General features: G+C 40.7%; 19 protein-coding genes and 1 other RNA gene. 2 read left to right on the top strand and 18 right to left on the bottom strand.

The window, feature by feature from the left end; translation table 11 throughout:
* Positions 1–47 precede the first annotated feature (47 nt).
* The 14 genes from mltG to cymR all read right to left on the bottom strand — a co-directional run bounded on the left by mltG (position 48) and on the right by cymR (position 13,788).
* Complete coding sequence (mltG, locus tag E2K98_RS12065; RefSeq protein WP_133334469.1) at positions 48–1,184, bottom strand: endolytic transglycosylase MltG; 1,137 nt, start codon at positions 1,182–1,184, stop codon at positions 48–50.
* A gap of 185 nt (positions 1,185–1,369) precedes the next feature.
* A complete protein-coding gene (locus tag E2K98_RS12060) occupies positions 1,370–1,660 on the bottom strand; it encodes a DUF1292 domain-containing protein (protein WP_026572359.1) in 291 nt (96 codons plus the stop codon).
* Between the two features lie 12 nt (positions 1,661–1,672).
* Positions 1,673–2,089 carry a Holliday junction resolvase RuvX gene (gene ruvX / locus E2K98_RS12055; RefSeq protein ID WP_133334468.1) on the bottom strand — a complete coding sequence of 139 codons (417 nt, stop codon included), beginning with the start codon at positions 2,087–2,089 and terminating at the stop codon, positions 1,673–1,675.
* Positions 2,090–2,092: 3 nt separating this feature from the next.
* Positions 2,093–2,359, bottom strand: a complete 267-nt coding sequence (locus E2K98_RS12050) for an IreB family regulatory phosphoprotein (protein WP_026572357.1) — start codon at positions 2,357–2,359, stop codon at positions 2,093–2,095.
* 119 nt (positions 2,360–2,478) lie between these two features.
* Entirely contained in the window at positions 2,479–5,112 is a 2,634-nt protein-coding gene (gene alaS / locus E2K98_RS12045) for an alanine--tRNA ligase (RefSeq protein ID WP_133334467.1), read from the bottom strand.
* 591 nt (positions 5,113–5,703) lie between these two features.
* A complete protein-coding gene (locus E2K98_RS12040) occupies positions 5,704–6,783 on the bottom strand; it encodes an AI-2E family transporter (RefSeq protein ID WP_133334466.1) in 1,080 nt (359 codons plus the stop codon).
* An 84-nt stretch (positions 6,784–6,867) separates the two neighbouring features.
* Complete coding sequence (locus tag E2K98_RS12035; RefSeq protein WP_133334465.1) at positions 6,868–7,002, bottom strand: YrzQ family protein; 135 nt, start codon at positions 7,000–7,002, stop codon at positions 6,868–6,870.
* 57 nt (positions 7,003–7,059) lie between these two features.
* On the bottom strand, positions 7,060–7,251 hold the full coding sequence (locus E2K98_RS12030) for a hypothetical protein (RefSeq protein WP_026572354.1): 192 nt from the start codon (positions 7,249–7,251) through the stop codon (positions 7,060–7,062).
* Positions 7,252–7,263: 12 nt separating this feature from the next.
* The gene (locus E2K98_RS12025) at positions 7,264–7,737 is read right to left on the bottom strand and encodes a PRC-barrel domain-containing protein (protein ID WP_133334464.1); all 474 of its coding nucleotides are present in this window, start codon (positions 7,735–7,737) and stop codon (positions 7,264–7,266) included.
* Positions 7,738–7,769: 32 nt separating this feature from the next.
* Entirely contained in the window at positions 7,770–10,184 is a 2,415-nt protein-coding gene (recD2, locus tag E2K98_RS12020) for an SF1B family DNA helicase RecD2 (RefSeq protein ID WP_133334463.1), read from the bottom strand.
* 43 nt (positions 10,185–10,227) lie between these two features.
* Positions 10,228–10,881, bottom strand: coding sequence for a tetratricopeptide repeat protein (locus tag E2K98_RS12015; RefSeq protein ID WP_133334462.1), 654 nt, complete (start codon positions 10,879–10,881; stop codon positions 10,228–10,230).
* Positions 10,882–11,021: 140 nt separating this feature from the next.
* On the bottom strand, positions 11,022–12,140 hold the full coding sequence (gene mnmA, locus E2K98_RS12010) for a tRNA 2-thiouridine(34) synthase MnmA (RefSeq protein ID WP_133334461.1): 1,119 nt from the start codon (positions 12,138–12,140) through the stop codon (positions 11,022–11,024).
* 40 nt (positions 12,141–12,180) lie between these two features.
* The gene (locus E2K98_RS12005) at positions 12,181–13,323 is read right to left on the bottom strand and encodes a cysteine desulfurase family protein (RefSeq protein WP_133334460.1); all 1,143 of its coding nucleotides are present in this window, start codon (positions 13,321–13,323) and stop codon (positions 12,181–12,183) included.
* 45 nt (positions 13,324–13,368) lie between these two features.
* A complete protein-coding gene (gene cymR / locus E2K98_RS12000) occupies positions 13,369–13,788 on the bottom strand; it encodes a cysteine metabolism transcriptional regulator CymR (protein WP_133334459.1) in 420 nt (139 codons plus the stop codon).
* Between the two features lie 307 nt (positions 13,789–14,095).
* Between cymR and E2K98_RS11995 the strand changes: the two genes are divergently transcribed.
* Positions 14,096–15,370, top strand: coding sequence for a replication-associated recombination protein A (locus tag E2K98_RS11995; protein ID WP_133334458.1), 1,275 nt, complete (start codon positions 14,096–14,098; stop codon positions 15,368–15,370).
* 67 nt (positions 15,371–15,437) lie between these two features.
* Here E2K98_RS11995 and E2K98_RS11990 read toward each other — a convergent pair whose 3' ends face one another.
* Positions 15,438–16,388, bottom strand: coding sequence for an ABC transporter permease (locus E2K98_RS11990; protein WP_133334457.1), 951 nt, complete (start codon positions 16,386–16,388; stop codon positions 15,438–15,440).
* Positions 16,385–17,308, bottom strand: a complete 924-nt coding sequence (locus tag E2K98_RS11985; RefSeq protein ID WP_133334456.1) for an ABC transporter ATP-binding protein — start codon at positions 17,306–17,308, stop codon at positions 16,385–16,387. Before E2K98_RS11985 ends, E2K98_RS11990 begins: the two co-directional genes overlap by 4 nt.
* Positions 17,309–17,577: 269 nt before the next feature.
* Between E2K98_RS11985 and E2K98_RS11980 the strand changes: the two genes are divergently transcribed.
* Positions 17,578–18,114, top strand: a complete 537-nt coding sequence (locus E2K98_RS11980; RefSeq protein ID WP_165976248.1) for a Gmad2 immunoglobulin-like domain-containing protein — start codon at positions 17,578–17,580, stop codon at positions 18,112–18,114.
* A gap of 96 nt (positions 18,115–18,210) precedes the next feature.
* On the opposite strand, the gene E2K98_RS11975 is transcribed toward E2K98_RS11980, so the two are convergent.
* Both E2K98_RS11975 and ssrS read right to left on the bottom strand, forming a co-directional pair.
* A complete protein-coding gene (locus tag E2K98_RS11975) occupies positions 18,211–18,978 on the bottom strand; it encodes a tRNA threonylcarbamoyladenosine dehydratase (RefSeq protein ID WP_133334454.1) in 768 nt (255 codons plus the stop codon).
* Between the two features lie 157 nt (positions 18,979–19,135).
* Positions 19,136–19,334, bottom strand: a non-coding RNA gene (gene ssrS, locus E2K98_RS11970) — 6S RNA.
* Between the last annotated feature and the right edge of the window lie 55 nt (positions 19,335–19,389).

Genomic DNA, 19,389 nt, shown 5'->3' with positions numbered 1-19,389 from the left:
TTATCATAAAAAAAAGGGGAATGCTAATTTCCCCCCTTAAATTATACCTATTTTTTATTGGAAATATGCTTGGCTTTTTCCTGATTGTGCTCAGCAAGTGTTTTTGTAAAAATAACCGACCCATCAGCTGTAGCAAGAAAATAATAATAATCTGTTTTTTCAGGGCGAAGTGCGGCCTCTATGGAGATTTTCCCAGCATTCGAGATGGGACCTGGAGGTAAACCGGTATTTTTATACGTATTATAAGGTGAACTCACTTCTAAATCTGCATAATAGACTTTCTTCTTATGTTTCCCCTGTGCATAAAGCACGGTCGGGTCCGTCTGCAGGGGCATTCCCTTTTTTAGCCGATTATAAAAAACACTTGATATTTTTTTCCGGTCTGCCTTTTCGGTAGCCTCTTCTTCAATTAACGATGCCATTGTTAACAGTTGATGAACTGAAAGTTTTTTCTTTTCACTTTCAGCTGTATATTGCGATAATACTGTTTTTGTTTTATCGAGCATCGCCGATACTATTTCTTCGACAGATGGATTTTTCTTATAAAAGGAATAGGTTGCCGGGTACAAGTATCCTTCAAGTGGATACTTGATATTGTAATTTAGAATTTCATTTGTTAATAACATTGGGTATTTCGCCATCATGCCTTTAACAAAATTTTTATCATTTAATTGATTGAACACATCTTGATCTTTTTTATGGATTGCCTTTGCCATAAGATGGGCAATTTCTTTTAATTGCTTTCCTTCCGGAATGGTAATCTTAAAGGCTGCCTGCTGGAGAACCTTCCCTGTTTTCAGACGGCCGACAATCTCCGGGATATCCATCGAAGGGCTTAGCTCATAATTTCCGGCCATAAATCCGCCCTCGTTTTTTAATTTCACATAGTATTTAAATACTTTTGCATTTTTAATAATTCCATTCGACTCTAATCTTTCAGCTATTCCTGTGACAGATGAACCGATTGGAATATCGACCTTTTTTGATATTTTACTCTTTGGATCCACTGGTTTGAGTGCTGATTGAATGTATAAATATCCGCCGCCGCCAATGACAACAATGAGTAAAATAATGATGATCGAAATGATTAAGACAATACGTCTGACAATTTTTGCTTCACTTTGATGTTCCAATAATTTTTTTCTAATTGCTTCTTTATTTGGCCCTTTATTTTCAGTTGCCAATAGTCTCCCCCCTGTGCCAGTAAAACGTTCACAAAATTACCAATAATAAATAAAATATTATAATAAGATATCGTAGTAATTTCATCATACGCAGCGAAAAATGTCAATTTTTCAGTGAAATTGCAGAAAAAAGTAGGATTTTCGGCAAAAAAAAAGACCTATAAAATAGGTCATTTTTCTTACATTTATTCTTCGTCCTCTTGTTCTTCAAGGAAGGTATTGAGCATTTCTTCAATCATATCCCATTCTTCATCGGTTTCGATTGGCATTAATTCGCCGTCTTCCCCGTCCTCAGTCGGGATAAAGGCAGAAGCATGGATTTCGATATCATCTGCATCATCTTCCTCCGCACCTAATGGGTAATAAAGAACATATGATTTACCGAATTCTTCTGAATCGAAGGTAAATAATACTTCACATAATTGTTCATTTCCATTCTCATCTACTACTGTAATATTGTTTTCGCCGTGATCCATTTTTTCACCTCATTAATTTTTGCTATCTAGATAGCCTTGTAAAATCATCACTGCAGCCATTTTATCGATTACTTTCTTCCGTTTCTTCCGGCTTACATCTGCTTCAAGAAGCACGCGCTCGGCGGCCATGGTGGAAAGCCGCTCGTCCCACAAAACGGTCGGAACATCAAAGCGTCTTTCAAGCTCCGCTGCAAAATTTTGACTTGCTTCTCCGCGCGGACCAATTGTGCCGTTCATATTTTTTGGGAGTCCGATGACAACCTGGCTGACTTGATTCTCTTTTATTATTTGACCAATTTCATCAAAACCAAACTCGTTCTTTTCTTCATTGATTTTGAGCGTTTTTAAACCCTGTGCAGTCCAGCCAAGTTCGTCACTTAAGGCCACCCCGACTGTTTTTGAGCCTACATCCAATCCCATGATGCGCATTCATTAAACCTCACGCTGTTGTTTTAAATATGATTTAACCAATTCCTCAATAATTTCGTCCCGTTCAAGCTTGCGAATAATGTTGCGGGCATCCCGATGCCTTGGAATATACGCAGGATCACCGGATAAAAGGTAGCCGACAATTTGATTAATTGGATTGTACCCCTTTTCCTGTAAGGCTTCGTATACTTGGAAAAGAACATCGTTTACATCGTGTTCAAAAGGCTCTTCAGGAAAACTGAACCTCATCGTTTTGTCAAATGAGCTCATTTTATTGCACCTCGCATTCGTGATAAGGAGAAAATTGTCTAATCTAGCTCCAGTGTCTGGATAAGTCGCTGGAGCTTTTTAATTCAGTTACCTACATTTTACACTACTTTGTCCCATTATCAAATGGATTTTACCCATTCTTCGACGAATTGCAGGGCAGAATCAAGTTTTTCAGGATCCTTACCGCCAGCCTGAGCCATATCAGGGCGACCGCCGCCACCGCCGCCGCATCGTGTTGCCACTTCTTTTATCAATTTTCCGGCATGATAGCCCTTTTCATTTAAATCCTTTGTAACAGCAGAAATTAAATTCACTTTTCCTTCATGAACACTTCCTAAAAGAATGACAGCAGATCCAAGTTTTTGTTTCAAATCATCAGCCATATTCCTTAAGTTATTCATATCAGCTGCCTGAACCTTTGCAAACAATACGTTAACACCATCAATTTCCTTTGCCCTGGAAACAAGATTTCCTGCTTCAATGTTTCCAAACTTTGCTGCCAATGATTCATTTTCACGATGCAGCTGCTTAATTTCGGCAGAAAGACCCTCAATACGAGATACGATGTCCTTTGGATTAGTTTTTAACTTTTCAGCTGCTTCTTTTAGCAATCCAACCTGTTCATTTAAAAGCAGGTATGCCGCTTCACCAGTAACCGCTTCAATTCTTCTTGTCCCGGCACCAATACCGCCTTCTGAGACAATCTTAAATAAACCAATAACGGAAGTATTCGGAACATGGCAGCCACCGCAAAGTTCGAGGCTGTAATCACCAACTTTTACCACGCGGACAATATCACCGTATTTTTCGCCAAATAGGGCCATCGCCCCCATTGCCTTTGCTTCAGCGATTGGTTTTAAATTGATATCTACCTCCATGTTTCGCCAAATCTTTTCATTCACAATTTGCTCAACCTGCTCAAGTTCTTCCGGTTTTACCTGTCCAAAATGGGAAAAGTCAAAACGAAGCCGATCAGGTTCAACTAATGATCCTGCCTGGTTAACATGGGTTCCAAGTACATCCTTTAATGCTTGATGAAGTAAATGGGTAGCCGTATGGTTCTTTGTAATTTTCACACGGTTTACTTGGTCAACCACAGCTGTAACCGTTTGACCGGTTTTTAGGGTTCCCGCTTCAACCACAGCCTTATGAAGGTTTTGGCCATTTGGAGCCTTATGAACATCTTTAATTTTTACAGAAATACCATCAGCCTGAAGTACACCATGGTCTGCAATTTGTCCACCGCTTTCTGCATAGAACGGAGTAGCATCCAGGATAAACTGGATTTCTTCGCCAATTGCTGCTTCCTGGACTAATTCACCATCTTTAATAATCGCAACAACCTTAGCATTTGTTTGAAGATTTCCATAGCCAATAAATTGGCTTTCGACTTTCAGATTTCCAAGCACAGTGCCTTGAACCTGCATGGAATCAACATCTTGACGAGCTGCGCGGGCACGCTCGCGCTGTTGTTCCATTTCCTCTTCAAACCCGTCATGATCAATTTTCATCCCGTCTTCTAAAGCATATTCCTCCGTTAATTCAACAGGGAATCCGTATGTGTCATACAGTCGGAAAACATCTGCTCCAGGAATCGTGTCGCTTCCCTTTTCCTTCTCTTTTTTAATGACATTTGATAAAATCGCTAAGCCTTCATGAAGTGTTTCATGGAAACGCTCTTCCTCATTTTTAATTACCTTTTGAATAAACTCTGATTTTTCCTTTACTTGAGGATAGAAGTCATGCATCACTTCCCCTACAACAGAAACAAGTTCATACATAAACGGACGGTTTATATTGATTTGTTTTGCATAACGGACCGCGCGGCGAAGCAAGCGGCGCAATACATAACCACGACCTTCATTAGAAGGCAATGCACCATCACCAACAGCAAATGCAACTGTCCGAATATGATCGGCAATTACCTTAAAGGCAACATCTTTTTCCTTGTCTGCACCATATTTTTCGCCTGAAATTTCTTCTGTTGCACGAATAATTGGCATAAATAAATCCGTATCAAAGTTTGTTGGAACATTTTGAACGACAGACGCCATTCTTTCTAAGCCCATGCCGGTATCAATATTTTTCTTTGGCAGCGGCGTGTAGGTTCCATCTGGATTATGGTTAAATTGCGAAAATACTAGGTTCCATACTTCAAGATATCGTTCGTTTTCTCCTCCAGGATAAAGCTCTGGATCTGCCGGGTCATCACCATATTCCGGACCGCGGTCATAAAATATCTCTGAGTTTGGACCGCTTGGGCCTTCACCGATATCCCAGAAGTTCCCTTCAAGGCGGATAATGCGTTCCTCAGGAATCCCAATCTTTTTGTTCCAAATTTCATATGCTTCTTCGTCTTCCGGATGGATGGTAACGGACAGCAATTCTGGATCAAAATTAATCCATTTTTGATCCGTTAAAAACTCCCATGCCCAAATAATCGCTTCTTCTTTGAAATAATCACCGATGGAGAAATTCCCAAGCATTTCAAAAAATGTATGGTGTCGGGCTGTTTGACCAACATTTTCAATATCATTGGTACGGATTGATTTTTGTGCATTTGTAATCCTTGGATTTTCCGGAATGACCCGGCCGTCAAAATACTTCTTTAAGGTTGCAACCCCGCTGTTAATCCAAAGAAGCGATGGATCATCAATCGGTACAAGGGGTGCACTTGGTTCAACGGAATGACCTTTTTCTTTAAAAAAGTCTAAAAACATTTTGCGGATTTCAGAGCCTGTTAAATTTTTCATTTGTTTAGACCTCCTAATATATTTAGGTGTGTTAAACTTGTCTGTTGATTTCCGCTCTCAGGCACAAGCGGTTCGTGGGCGGTCCGGGGAGCCTCCTCGTCGCTTTGCTCCAAGCGGGGTCTCCCCTGCCCCGTACTCCCACAGGACACTGAATTGCTTCCTTGAATCCGCCCACGCACGAAGAAAATGCGTTAGCATTTTCGAGGAGTCTTCGTGCCTTCCGCTCCAATCAATAGGGTTAAAAAATCAACATTGACCTTTAACACAGCCTATATTTAAAAAAATACAAAAAAGCCCTCATCCCTAAAACAGGGACGAGGACTTGACTCGCGGTACCACCCTGATTATGAATACAAAAGCTGTATTCATCTCTCAGCTGCCTTAACGCGGCAAAACGGCAGGGATTAGCTGCACTCTGGATTAGCTTTCTGTCATCCTTCATTTAGAGCTTCTTTCAGCCTTGGAAGCTCCTCTCTTCACGCACTTTAGGCGTTACAAATGGTCTACAACATACTCGATCCTTCAACATGTTACATACATTTTTATTCATACTATATGACGAATTATAGCCACTCTAAAATTGTTTGTCAATTAGGACGGGGAATCCTTCGTATTTTTTTGGATAAAATGATTTTTTGCATGATTAGCTCCCACCTTTAAGACAACAAGTACCGGGACAGCCAAAATGAGCCCAATAACACCGCCAATTTCTCCACCGGCCGTGATGGCGAGCATAATGAGGAGCGGATGCATATGAAGACTTCTTCCGACAATATAAGGGGAAAGAATATTCCCTTCAAGAAATTGTAGCACTAAAATAATTACGATTGTAACAATCACAAGCTTTACTGAAAGGGTAGCGGCAATAATAACTGCCGGAACTGCACCTAAAATAGGACCAAAATAAGGGATGACATCCGTTATCCCAACAATAAATCCTAAAAGGAGCGGGTAACGCAAATGAAAAACCCAAAATAATAGTGATGCAGCACTGCCAATAATGACACAAACAAGGAGCTGCCCCCTTATGTAACTCCCCAATGAATCGTCTACATCCCTTAAAAAACGTTTTCCCTGTCTGCGCCATTTCCGAGGGGTTAAATACCACACCACTCGTTTAATTAAGGGGAAATCCTTTAACATATAGAATGCGATAAATGGAATAATCATCACGATTAACGCAGAATTAAGAAAGTTTAAGAGAATTTCGACCATGATAGTGAGCAAAGAATTTAACTTTTCCTCAAATGCATCAATTCCGTCATTCATTTTTCCTTGAAGTCCATCCGGCCATTCCCGTGTATGGGATTGAAGAGTATGAATCCAGCCACGGTATTGCTCCGCTAAAAGTGGAGCACTTTCCGATAGATCTTTTAACTGATTGATAAAAGCTGGAATTCCCTTGTATAAAGCATAGCCGAGACCTCCAAAGAATAGGCAGTAGATGAGGAATATTGCAAGGCCACGGTGAAGTCCTTTTTCATGAAGCTTTTCTATAATCGGATGAAGCAGATAGGTAATAAAACCTGCTATTAGAAAAGGTAATAAAATATAAAATACAACCTTTACTATTGGCAGCCAGACAAAACGAATTTTAAAAAACAAATAAATCGCCACTAATAAAAGGAGCAAGAACCCAATTCGGTAATACCATTTCATACGAATATCCAACCCACTCACCCCTTTTTGGTTAGTGTTGGAGGGGGAGGTAGGAATTATGCATTAAAAACCCCCTCTAATGGAGGGGGTTTTGGTTTAAAAGATCGTTCGTTTAACTTTCCTCTGCATTTTTTTCATATTGCGGGCTGACATAACATTGTTTCGCTGTGCCCAGTTGTAAGCTGCCATTCCCGCCCCAAAAGCAACAACAGTCGTCATCATTTTATTCATACGTATCACCTCTTCTTTAAGATAGGAATTCTCCGAACAGGTGCTAGCTGATTAAAATTAAATGGTGTAACGACGCTCTTCTTCTTCAAACAAATCATCTAAGGAACTAAGAGTCCCATCTTCCTCGACTTGATGGGTATTAATAATGCCTTTAGAAAGGGACAATTCAATAAAACAATTCCAGCAATAATATTGGTTAATACCAATTTTTCCGATATCCTTACTCTGGCAATTGGGACACTTTAACATGAAAAAGACACCTCACGTTTGGTTAACATCTACGATGATGGCATCTCTTCCAATCGCCGGGGGCTTTTCGGATTGAATAACCTGTTTCCCCTCAGTGATTTCTGAAAAGAAGCCATCCGTAATTTCATACCCTACGATTGTGCCCAATTCTTCCAGAAAATATACATCCTTTAATAAGCCGATTGAATCTCCGCTCTTTGATACAATCATGTGCCCATTTAAGGGATGTTGATGCGAAAAAGTATATTCCGGAGGTGTTTTAAGCTTTTCTAAATGGTCAGCATCTTCAATCATGACACCATCCGCCCCAAAGGAAGCAATGTTCTGAATGTCCAAAAAAACGGTTTGTTTGAAAACGCCTTTTTTGACCAATAAACCTTTTACGACTCCATTGCTTGTGATAAACAAATCACTTACTTCACCGATTTTCGTCCCTGATTTGATGTCAAACACCGGTTGATTTTTTAATAAAGAAAATGTCCGCAAAAAGTGTCCCACCTTTCCGAACATTTATAGTTTCAGTTATTAACCATAAAATCATAAGGTGTAAGGTTTTCCATTCCAATCATTGGATCAACCTTCATTAAGGTTTCCTCTAATGTCAACCCATCGGTAATTTGTGTTTCCGAATTTGTTTCGGTTCCATTGGCAGGGATGGATTCCTGCAGCTTATGGCAAAGGGTCGTAAGTCTGCTTAATTCATCCGCTCTTTCGACGCCCATCCTTAAGGCATCTTCTTCACCACAGAGAATTAATGATTGTTTACTGCGGGTAATCGCTGTATAAATTAAATTCCGCCGCAGCATTCGGTAGTAGCTTCTTGTGATTGGGAGAATGACAATCGGAAACTCGCTTCCCTGCGACTTATGGACTGAGCAGCAATAAGCATGGGTAATTTGCGTCAAATCCTGCTTTGTATATTCTACCTCATGACCCTCATAGGAAATGTAAATCATATCTTGTTTTTCGGTATTTTCTTTTGCATAGATGATCGAAATAATTTCGCCAATATCACCGTTAAAAACATTATTTTCCGGCTGATTGACCAACTGAAGCACTTTGTCACCGATTCGGTATTTTACATCACCGAAAGTAATTTCTTTACGCGAACCATCTGGGTTGGGATTAAAAATTTCCTGTAGTAAAACATTTAAGCGGTCAATCCCTGCCGGTCCGCGGTACATAGGTGCCAACACCTGGATATCCTTTGCCGAATATCCTTTGTTTTTTGCATTTAATGCGACTTTTTCCACAACCTGCGCAACCTGTGCAGTTGAACAGCGGATAAAGGATCGATCAGCTTGTTTGAATGTTACATTAGCCGGTATAAACCCCTTTTTAATATCATGGGCAAGTTCAATGATAGAAGACCCTTCTGCCTGACGATAGATATCGGTTAATCTAACCGTCGGAATTCTTTCTGAGTTCAACAGATCTTTTAAAACCTGTCCTGGCCCGACAGATGGCAATTGATCTTCATCTCCGACCAAAATGACTTGTATATGCTCCGGAAGCGCCTTAAACAACTGATTGGCCAGCCAAATATCGAGCATGGACGTTTCATCTACAATAATAATTTTTCCTTCAAGCGGTGTTGTTTCATCTCGGTCAAAACCTTCTGTTCCATTAAAACCAAGTAAACGGTGAATTGTAACGGCAGGAAGACCTGTCGACTCGCTCATCCTTTTCGCCGCTCTGCCCGTTGGTGCGGCAAGTAAAAAAGGAAAGGGTTCGTCTTTCTTTTGATAATCCTTTGGCTCTAAGGAGCAGCCATGAAGTTCGGCATAAAGCTCGACAATCCCTTTGATGACGGTCGTCTTACCAGTGCCTGGTCCGCCTGTTAAAATAAGCATTGGGGACATTAAGGCCGTTTGGATCGCTTCTTTTTGCGAGGGGGCATATTCCACGCCGAGTCTTTCTTCAAGGTTTCCAAGTGCAAGTAAAAACTCTGATTCAGGAAATTGTTCTTTGTACTCGGATTGCTCTAAGATTCGATGAATATTGGTCACGAGGCCCTTTTCAGCAAAATATAAAGAGGGGAGGTAAACACGCTGCTCTTCGCCAATTATTTTCCCCTCTTCTTCAAGCTTAACAACTTCATTCGAGATATCCAAAAATTCAATTTGATCTCGTTTGTTTTCTTCTAGAAGGTTTTTTACTTTTTCTAATAAGTCTTTGGCAGGTATGTATACATGTCCTGTCTGCATGCTTTCATTTTCAAGCGTGTAAAGGCAAGCTGCTTTGATTCGGTCTGGGTGATTTCCGGAGATGCCAAGCTGATACCCTAGTTCGTCTGCCCGGCCAAAACCGATTCCTTCGATATCTTCGACCAATTTATAAGGATTTTTCTGAATAATACCAAGGGTTTCTTCCTTATAAGCTTGATAAATTCTCATCGAAAGCTGCGGACCAAAGCCATATTGATTTAAGGCGACCATGACTTGTTCGAGTCCCTGATGTTCCATTAACGTATCATAAAGCATTTTCGCCTTCTCAGGAGGCAGCTTTGGAATAGAATCGAGCAATGATGGCTGATTAAGAATTTTTGATATTGCATTTTCTCCTAATACTTTAACAATATTCTCCGCCGTCTTTTTGCCAATCCCTTTAAACATTTCACTTGATAAATAAGTAATAACACCTTGTTCGGTTTGAGGAATATCTTTTCGGAAATGATTGGTGTGAAATTGAAGACCAAATTTCGGATGTTCCTTAAATTCACCGTAAAAAATATACGTTTCCTGTTCGTGAATTTTCGGAAAATAACCAGTTACCACTGCTTCTTTGTCCTCATATTGGTCATTGGTTTCTTCCACACGAATTCTCAGGACGGTGTATAGATTTTGCTCATTATGAAAAATCGTTACAAGATGCTTCCCCTTCACGAACTTTCCTTGTTCGGCAAATAAATCAAGTGAGTCCTGCTTTTCCATTACACTCCCTCCTTCCATGGCCTTGAGACATAAGGGTTAATAATTATTTTTCATTCTCAATTAGTTTTTTTCCGTAGCCGGCAAGCAAATGATCCGGCTGAATTTCAAGTGCTTTATCAAACATTTCTGCTGCTTTTTCTGGATTTTCTTTAAAGCCATAGGCAACACCTAAATTATAACAGGCATCTGCATGCTGGGAATCAAGATCTAAACATTTTTCCAATTGCACAATTGACTCATCAATGAATTGTAATTGAGCGAGACATAATCCATATTGGAAGCGTGCCTCAGCATCTTCTTCATTTAATTCCACACTTCTTTGTAAATAAGGCAGTGCAAATTTCCCTTGATCGAGCTGAATAAGGGTGATACCGAGCATAAAAAAGTTATCACTTGATTCAAGCCCTTTTTTCAACGCCATTTCAAACATTTTTTTCGCCTGCTCAAAATGTTCCTTATTAAAATAGAGGTTTCCCGCACTATAATAAGCTGCTGCAGCATTCTCATCTAGCTCAATCGCCTTCTCATAAAACTTCAAAGCTTTCTCATCATCCCCAACAGCAGAAAGCACATTTCCAAAATTAATATAAGCAACCGGATCCTGCGGACTATCAGAAATCGCCTCATTAAAAGCCTTCGCCGCTTCCTCCCAATTACCCTCCTGCATATATTTAACACCCAATTGGTTCTTATCCAAACTAGTCAACTCCATTCTATTGAGAGTATACCATATTTTTTTCTATGGTAAGTTCATTCGATAAATTTCGGGCGGTGACAGGCACCGCCCGAAATTTGTCGAAAAAATCCCTGATTCCAAAAGGGGAATCAGGGATTTTTTTAGCCGACGTAGGTCAGGCGCTCGTTATTTTTGTAGACTTCGTCGATGGTTCCGCCGCCGAGGCATTCGTCACCGTTATAGAAGACGACGGCTTGTCCTGGGGTAACGGCGCGGATTGGCTCATGAAAGACCACTTTCGCCTTGTTGTCTTCAAGAAGATGGACGGTTACTTTATGGTCTTCCTGCCTGTAGCGAAATTTTGCAGTGCATTCAAATTCAGCAGGTTTTTCTTGATTGGAAACCCAGCTGACGGCATCCGCAATAATGGAATCGGAATAAAGCATTTCATTATGAAAGCCTTGTCCAACATAAAGGACATTACGTTTTAGGTCCTTTCCAATTGCAAACCATGGGTCACCGGCACCACCAATTCCGAGTCCATGACGTTGACCGATGGTGTGATACATAAGTCCCTCATGCCTTCCCATAACTTTTCCGTCAAAAGTTTCCATATTACCCGGCTGGGCAGGCAGGTATTGGCCTAGGAATTCTTTAAAGTTCCTTTCCCCAATAAAGCAAATACCAGTACTATCCTTTTTCGTTGCAGTCGCAAGATTAGCTTCCTTGGCAATTTCCCTTACCCTGGATTTCTCAAGATTACCAATCGGGAACATGACCTTGCTAAGCTGATCCTGTGTCAATTGGTTTAGGAAGTAGGTTTGGTCCTTGTTTTCGTCGAGACCACGGAGCATTTTATATTCTCCATCCCGGTACTCAACCTGCGCATAATGGCCTGTTGCCAGATAATCAGCACCGAGGTTCACCGCATGCTCAAGAAAAGCCTTAAACTTAATTTCTTTATTGCACATGACATCCGGATTCGGGGTTCGGCCCGCCTTATATTCTTCTAAAAAGTAGGTAAATACCTTATCCCAATATTGTTTTTCAAAATTAACGGCATAATATGGAATGCCAATCTGGTTACAAACACGGATTACGTCTTCATAATCCTCTGTCGCCGTACAAACGCCAAACTCATCCGTATCATCCCAGTTTTTCATAAAAATCCCGATAACATCATAACCTTGCTGTTTTAGAAGTAACGCTGCAACCGAAGAATCGACTCCACCGGACATGCCCACCACCACTCGTATATCTTTTGGCTCTCTAGTCTCCATCTTTTTTCACCTCTCTATCTCATAAAAGTGTTTCGTACATCTATTTTTTTAAGCGAGTTACAATTCTGGCTGTCTCTTCAGCCGCTCTCACTATTTGCTCTGTAGTCGTATCATAACCAAAGCTAAAGCGAATCGAATTAATTAACCGCTCAGATCCTTTTCCAAACATAGCAACCAGTACATGAGAAGGTTCAATCGAACCCGCTGTACATGCTGAACCGCTAGAGACCGCTATTCCCGCCAAATCGAGATTCACAAGCATTTGCTCGACATTTGTCCCCGGAAAGCTTAAGTTTAATACATGTGGCAGCGAATGTTCAAGTGTTCCGTTTAGTGCAAAATCGATTCTGTGCTCTCGGAGTTTTTGAATAAACGTCTCCTTAAACCCCATGTACCTATTCCTTTTTTCAGACAGTTCTTCCGCCGAAATTAAAACAGCTTCGTGAAAACCAACAATTGAGGCAACATTTTCGGTACCGGCACGTCTTTTTCGCTCTTGCTCTCCGCCAAATTGACGTGGCGCTAGTTTAACATTTTCGCGGGCATATAAAAAGCCGATACCTTTCGGGCCATTAATTTTATGAGCTGTAACGGACAACAAGTCAATATTACATTCGTTAACATCTATTTTTTCAACACCGTAGGCTTGTACAGCATCGGTATGAAATTTTGCTTGATGGTCTTTCAAGAGCTCCCCAATTTCAGCAATTGGCTGGAGTGTCCCTACCTCATTGTTCCCGTACATGATTGAGACGAGAATAGTATCTTCTCTTAATGCATTTTTTAATTCGGCCACAGACACCCTTCCAGTTTCATCCACAGGCAAATAGGTAACCTCATACCCCATCTTTTCTAATTTATGACCGGCGTGAAGTACTGCATGGTGCTCTATTTGTGAGGTTATAATATGCTTCCCATTCGCTTGATAACTTTCAGCAACGCCAAATAGGGCCATATTATCCGCTTCGGTTCCACCGCTTGTAAAAATAATCTCTACCTCTTTTGCACCGATACTTTTTGCCATTCTTTCGCGTGCGAGGTCGATTCTGTGCCGAGCTTCTCTTCCAAAAGAATGGATACTTGAGGGATTCCCGAAGGTTTCATTCATGGCTGCAAGCATTTTCTCCATAACTCTTGGATGCATCGGTGTTGTAGCGGCATGGTCGAGATAGATTCGTTCCATAATTCCACCTTCATTCAAATGAAATCTATACAATTACCTTTGACATTAAATATAAAACATATAAGCTTCTGACTCACCATCATCGCTATGGCTGGCTAAATCTTCCAATGTTGTATTATCCAATACATCCTTAATCGCATCGCGAATACGAATCCAAAGCTCACGTTTTGCCGGTTCTTCATCCTCAATACCCTCTACCGGTGTAATCGGTCCTTCAAGAACACGAATCACATCACCGGAAGTAATTTTTGCAGGATCATCAGCTAGAATGTAACCACCATATGCTCCACGAATACTTTTTACTAATCCGGCATTGCGAAGCGGTGAAATTAATTGTTCTAGGTAATGTTCCGATAAATCATTTGCTTGGGCAATTGTTTTTAGTGAAATCGGACCTTCACCGTATTTTTTAGCCAGTTCAATCATAATGGTCAGACCATATCTGCCCTTCGTCGATATTTTCATTTAAAGGCACCTCATTTCAACTTTTTCTATTTTAAAATTATTTTTTATAATGTCAACAGGAATCAAATCCTCAGTAACTTGATAGGCATTTATTTATTATACCATATTGTTCTTTAATATGCTTTTCACAGAAAAAATGATATCGTAATAAGAAAAGCGGAAGCGCCTTGGTCAGCCCCGAAAAGCGCTGGAGGCCCAGACGGTGAAGTCGTTCTTTGACTTCATCGGCTGGGCCGAAGCGACCTAGAGGGGCTAGGCGCTGAAGCTAGACAATAAGAAAAGACAGTATTCAGTTGGAGAGATGATTATGCAGCAAAAGCCTCTAGCATTTCGGATGCGTCCCAGAACCATTGAAGAGGTTGTCGGACAGCAGCATCTTGTTGCCGATGGAAAAATTATTGCCAGAATGGTAAAAGCTAAACAGCTGACGTCGATGATTTTATATGGTCCGCCTGGAATTGGCAAAACCTCGATTGCAAGTGCAATTGCCGGAAGTACTAAATATGCTTTCCGCACCCTAAATGCCGTAACCAATAATAAAAAAGACATGGAGATTGTCGTTGCCGAAGCAAAAATGTCCGGAAAGGTAATTCTTCTTTTGGATGAGGTCCATCGCCTCGATAAAGCGAAACAGGATTATTTGCTCCCTTATTTAGAAAATGGATTAATTACTTTAATAGGGGCAACGACGAGCAATCCATACCACGCGATTAATCCGGCGATCCGCAGCCGATGTCAAATTTTCGAGTTAAAGCCGCTGGAGCCGGAAGAAGTAAAAATAGCATTGACAAGAGCTTTAGAAGACGCGGAAAGAGGCTTTGGAAACGTAAGGGTTGTCTTGACCGATGAAGCTCTAAATCATTTTGCAATCGGATCAAATGGTGATGTTAGAAGTTCCTTAAATGCCCTAGAATTAGCTGTCCTTTCGAGCGATAAGGACGGGGAAGGCGTTATTCATATTGACTTGGCAATAGCAGAAGAATGCTTACAAAAGAAGAGTTTTGCTGCTGACAAGGATGGGGACGGCCATTATGATGTTCTTTCCGCCTTCCAAAAATCAATTCGCGGCAGTGACGTAGATGCTGCACTTCATTATCTTGGCAGGTTAATTGAAGCTGGTGACTTGGTAAGCATTAGTAGACGCTTGCTTGTCATCGCTTTTGAAGATGTCGGTCTTGCCAGTCCCCAGGCAGGGGCACGGACGCTGGCGGCGATTGAAACAGCAGAACGAATCGGTTTCCCGGAAGCAAGAATCCCGCTTGCTAACGCAGTGATTGAATTATGTTTATCACCAAAATCCAATTCAGCAGTGCTTGCGATTCAATCCGCGCTTGAGGATATTCAAAAAGGCAATGTTGGAGAAGTTCCTGACCATTTGCGCGACGCCCATTATAAAGGTGCAAAAGAGCTGGGCAGGGGAATTGACTATAAATACCCGCACGACTATGAAAATGGCTGGGTCCCGCAGCAATATTTACCGAATCGCTTAAAAAATAAACAATACTATGTACCAAAAAAGACTGGAAAGTTTGAACAAGCACTGGCCACGGTCTATGCAAAACTAACAGGCAGAAAAAAATAGCCTTCGCGTTACGCGGAGGCTATTTTTTTCTGCCGTTATCAACACTTTTTAGCGGGTATCAACAATATTACGCAGCCACATCTCTCTTTTTAAAAGTAAAGAAGGCCAGAAATTGGAAAACAACAAAATAAACAATTAGCATGATGATGGAAAATGATAAGGTCATTCCTTCCACCATCGGAGAACCTTCAAAATATTGCATGAGATCCGTATTAGCAAACAAGATATATTTAGCCCAATCAAATTTCAATGCTAATAATTGAGTTAAGTTTCCTCCGGAAAACATTAAAAAGATGGAGATACCAATGGCAAGTGAACTGTTTCGAAACACAGACGAAATCATAAATGCCATGGTTGTCAGCATAATCATTCCAATCGAGCTCAAACCATAATAACTCATTAAATGAACCACCATATTCTGCTCAGTCACTGTACCATTATTGTAATTCAAATATGGCACAGCCTGGTCAGGCATCCCAAATAAAATCGCGCCAATGACGGTTGAATATACAAAAAGCACGGCCAGCAGGAATAATGCAAAAAGTAAAACTGTTAAATATTTAGAGAGTAAAATTTTCGTTCGATTAATCGGCCTGATTAACAACAACTTAATCGTGCCCCAATTAAATTCACTTGCAACAATCCCTGCGGAAACAATAATCGTAAACAGCCCTGCTAATGATATTAATTGCGAAGCATCCTTTACAAAGGTCCAAACATCATAGCTTTCCTGTGGGGCAATATGATGCTCAATCCGGTAATCATTGATGGCTATCTCTCTTTTAAGGAATTGTTTTTCGATCTTTGATCCGCTTCGGTCATACTGCTTCTTTAAAGCATCATTCTCCTGCTTCAGGTTTTGCTCCCATTTTTGGTCAACGCCGGCTTTACTTCCTGACTCCTGATATTTAAAAAAGCCAGCCACAATCGACGCTGCGACAAGAAGAATTGCAATCATGACAAACGTTCCTGGGCGCTTAAAAATTTTCATCCATTCATTTTGAATTAAATTCATCATATTCTAGCTTCCTCCTTTTCACCTGTAACCTCAAGGAAGCGGTCCTCTAATGTTTTTGCCACTTCTTTAACTCCAAAGACCTGAACGTTACCTTCCACCAATAACTTTATTAAATTCGGAATTTCTTCTTTGGCCAGCTCCAAAGATACGCCATTTCTCGAATGGGACACTCTAACGTCTGAATAATGGTTTTGGATGATGGAGCGTGCCTTTTCACTTGGAATCACTTCAAGTTCATATGTGACTTCATTACCTTGCACAAATTCTTGGACAAGCTGTACATCTATTAAACGGCCGTTTTGAATAATTCCGATGCGGTCACACATCATTTCCATTTCTGAAAGCAAATGACTTGATACAATGACAGCCATATTTTTTTCCCTTGCAAGGAGGCGCAAATAGTCGCGGATTTCCCGAATTCCAGCCGGGTCCAAACCGTTGGTGGGTTCATCGAGGATAAGTACCTCGGGGTCATGTAAAAGACATTGCGCCAAACCTAATCTTTGCCGCATTCCCAGTGAGTACGTTTTTACCTTGTCGTGGATTCTGTCTGTTAACCCGACCAGTTTGACCACTTCATCAATTTTCTCTTTCGTTATTCCTTTTGACATTTTTGCATAATGCACAAGGTTTTTATATCCGCTCAAGAATTTATACATTTCCGGATTTTCAACAATGGCACCAATATGGCGGACAGCATCCTCAAAATTACTTTTAATACTGGCTCCTCCAATGGTAATATCACCCGAAGTGATGCCCATTAAGCCCACAATCATCCGGATGGTCGTAGTTTTCCCGGCCCCGTTTGGCCCTAAAAAGCCAAAGACCTCCCCTTTGTTTACCTGGAAACTAATTTGATCTATGATCTTTCTCCCTTTGATTATTTTCGTCACATCTTTTAATTCTACAATCGAATCCAACTCATCTTCTCCTCTCTCTATCTTTTGTCGAAAAAAGGCCACCTTACCAGTTTAACTTAAATTTGAAAATTTTTCCTGCATTTGATGTCATTCCTTCTAATTTTTATTATAATGTGAGGTCTTTCTTGATTAAAACGGCTTGAGAATGAGTCAATTCTAGGACCTGCGACGTACGAAAAGATTCGATATTGTGTAGAAAGGGAGGGGGTGATGAATATAATAGGGGTAAGATGGAAGAAAAAAATCAAGCGGTTTTGGGGGTGAACCTAATGAAACTAACAAACTTGTTAATGTTGTGTATCATCGTGATTTTAGGAGTTATTGCGTACAGTTTGGGTGTTAGGGTCCATGTGGATGTTAAACAGAAACCCAGTGTAACCGAACATGAGACCACCAAGCCTCCAAAAAGTGTTCCATCGAAGCCTTCAGGGGAAACAACAACACCCCCGGCCGATCCAAATAAGCCTTCTACCGGGACCAAGAAGCCTCCTAAGGAGGATGACCCAAAGGTATACCAAAACAATTCCTTTAAAAACGTAGTCTTATCTGAAAAAGACGGTAAAATCATGGTAAAAGGGCAGGCAAGAGTATTTGAAGGTGTCTTTCAATATGCGGTAACTTCCGGTAATAAAACCATTCTACAAGACCATTATCAAACCGAAGGAGCTCCAGCATGGGGAAATTTTGAGATTTCCTTTGACAAGTCACTTGCTGAAAAAACAGGAGAAGGGGCAGCATTCGAGCTATTTATTTATTCGGCGAAAGATGGCTCAAAAGTAGATGTTTTAACAATACCGTTAAAATAATTGATGAGGGTGTTTCAAAAAGAAGACACCACCGCTTTTTTATAAAATCTTATTAAAAATAAACAAAAGCCCTGAACAAAGTTCAGGGCCTTAAGCTTATTTCTCATCTGACACGCGTTGAATTTTGATATCTTTTAATAATTCTCTTACCACATAACTTGCCATGATTAAACCGCAGGCAGACGGAACAAAGGCATTGGAAGCTGGCGGCATCTTAGCCTTACGAATCTCCGCTTTGTCATTCCCGACAATCTGACGGACATCCTCACGAATCACGATCGGGCTCTCATCGGAAAAAACAACAGGAATCCCCTTGCGAATTCCTTCCTTACGGAGTTTAGTCCGGATCACTTTTGCAATCGGATCTGTATGTGTTTTAGAGATATCGGCAATTTGGAAACGGGTTGGATCCATTTTATTTGCTGCACCCATACTTGAAATGATTGGAATATTTCTCTTTAAACATTCCTTCGCTAAATGGATTTTATAAATAATCGTATCGGAGGCGTCTACAAAAAAATCGATATTGTGGTTAAAAATTTCTTCATAAGTTTCTTCCGTATAAAACATTTTTAGTGAAATCACTTCACAATCCGGATTAATATCCTTAATCCTCTCCTCCATGATTTCCACCTTTGGTCTGCCAATTGTTGATAATAAAGCAATAAGCTGACGGTTGACATTGGTGATGTCTACATCGTCTTTGTCAATCAAAATAAGACGGCCGACACCGGAACGAGCAAGCGCCTCGGCGGCAAAAGAACCGACTCCCCCGATTCCTAAAACAGCAACCGTGCTGTTTTTCATGATATCCATTCCTTCTTTACCAACCGCCAGCTCATTTCGAGAAAATTGATGCAGCATATATTTCACTCCAGTTATGTTAATTTCATTAGGTATCTTTTTCCCGAATAAAAATATATCATACCATCATTTAAAAACAAGTATTCAGATAAGATTTATTAAAAATATGGGAAAATAAAAACCTCCCATATAGGAGGTTTATCAAGGTCAATTTGAAAAGAGTCCCAATCGTGCCGTCGCTTTTGGCTTCCTTCATATTGATCCCGCACTTAGCAGGTGGGTGTCCTGTTCTCTGTTTTGCAAGTCCCCTAATCCGCTATGGGCCGAGGCATTTGCGCTGCCGAAAAACTCTGGACTCCCGAAGAAATAATGTTCGGTCAATATTTCAGGTAATACAACGAACACTTCAGGACTCTTTTGGATTGGTTTTATAATAGCATAAAATAAATCGGCATTCAAGGGTTCATGAAA

It is taken from the genome of Bacillus salipaludis, assembly GCF_004358205.1.
The sequence above is the reverse complement of the archived record's forward strand: the minus strand, read 5'-3'. Positions and strand labels throughout refer to the sequence as shown.

Coding starts and splice junctions, on each gene's coding strand:
- E2K98_RS11975 (WP_133334454.1), bottom strand. CDS start 18,978: ATGCTGCATCAATTTTCTCGAAATGAGCTGGCGGTTGGTAAAGAAGGA.
- E2K98_RS12030 (WP_026572354.1), bottom strand. CDS start 7,251: ATGTTAAAGTGTCCCAATTGCCAGAGTAAGGATATCGGAAAAATTGGT.
- recD2 (WP_133334463.1), bottom strand. CDS start 10,184: ATGGAAAAGCAGGACTCACTTGATTTATTTGCCGAACAAGGAAAGTTC.
- E2K98_RS12050 (WP_026572357.1), bottom strand. CDS start 2,359: ATGAGCTCATTTGACAAAACGATGAGGTTCAGTTTTCCTGAAGAGCCT.
- E2K98_RS12005 (WP_133334460.1), bottom strand. CDS start 13,323: ATGGAACGAATCTATCTCGACCATGCCGCTACAACACCGATGCATCCA.
- alaS (WP_133334467.1), bottom strand. CDS start 5,112: ATGAAAAATTTAACAGGCTCTGAAATCCGCAAAATGTTTTTAGACTTT.
- E2K98_RS11995 (WP_133334458.1), top strand. CDS start 14,096: ATGCAGCAAAAGCCTCTAGCATTTCGGATGCGTCCCAGAACCATTGAA.
- E2K98_RS12035 (WP_133334465.1), bottom strand. CDS start 7,002: ATGAATAAAATGATGACGACTGTTGTTGCTTTTGGGGCGGGAATGGCA.
- E2K98_RS11980 (WP_165976248.1), top strand. CDS start 17,578: ATGAAACTAACAAACTTGTTAATGTTGTGTATCATCGTGATTTTAGGA.
- E2K98_RS12060 (WP_026572359.1), bottom strand. CDS start 1,660: ATGGATCACGGCGAAAACAATATTACAGTAGTAGATGAGAATGGAAAT.
- E2K98_RS11990 (WP_133334457.1), bottom strand. CDS start 16,388: ATGATGAATTTAATTCAAAATGAATGGATGAAAATTTTTAAGCGCCCA.
- cymR (WP_133334459.1), bottom strand. CDS start 13,788: ATGAAAATATCGACGAAGGGCAGATATGGTCTGACCATTATGATTGAA.
- mnmA (WP_133334461.1), bottom strand. CDS start 12,140: ATGGAGACTAGAGAGCCAAAAGATATACGAGTGGTGGTGGGCATGTCC.
- ruvX (WP_133334468.1), bottom strand. CDS start 2,089: ATGCGCATCATGGGATTGGATGTAGGCTCAAAAACAGTCGGGGTGGCC.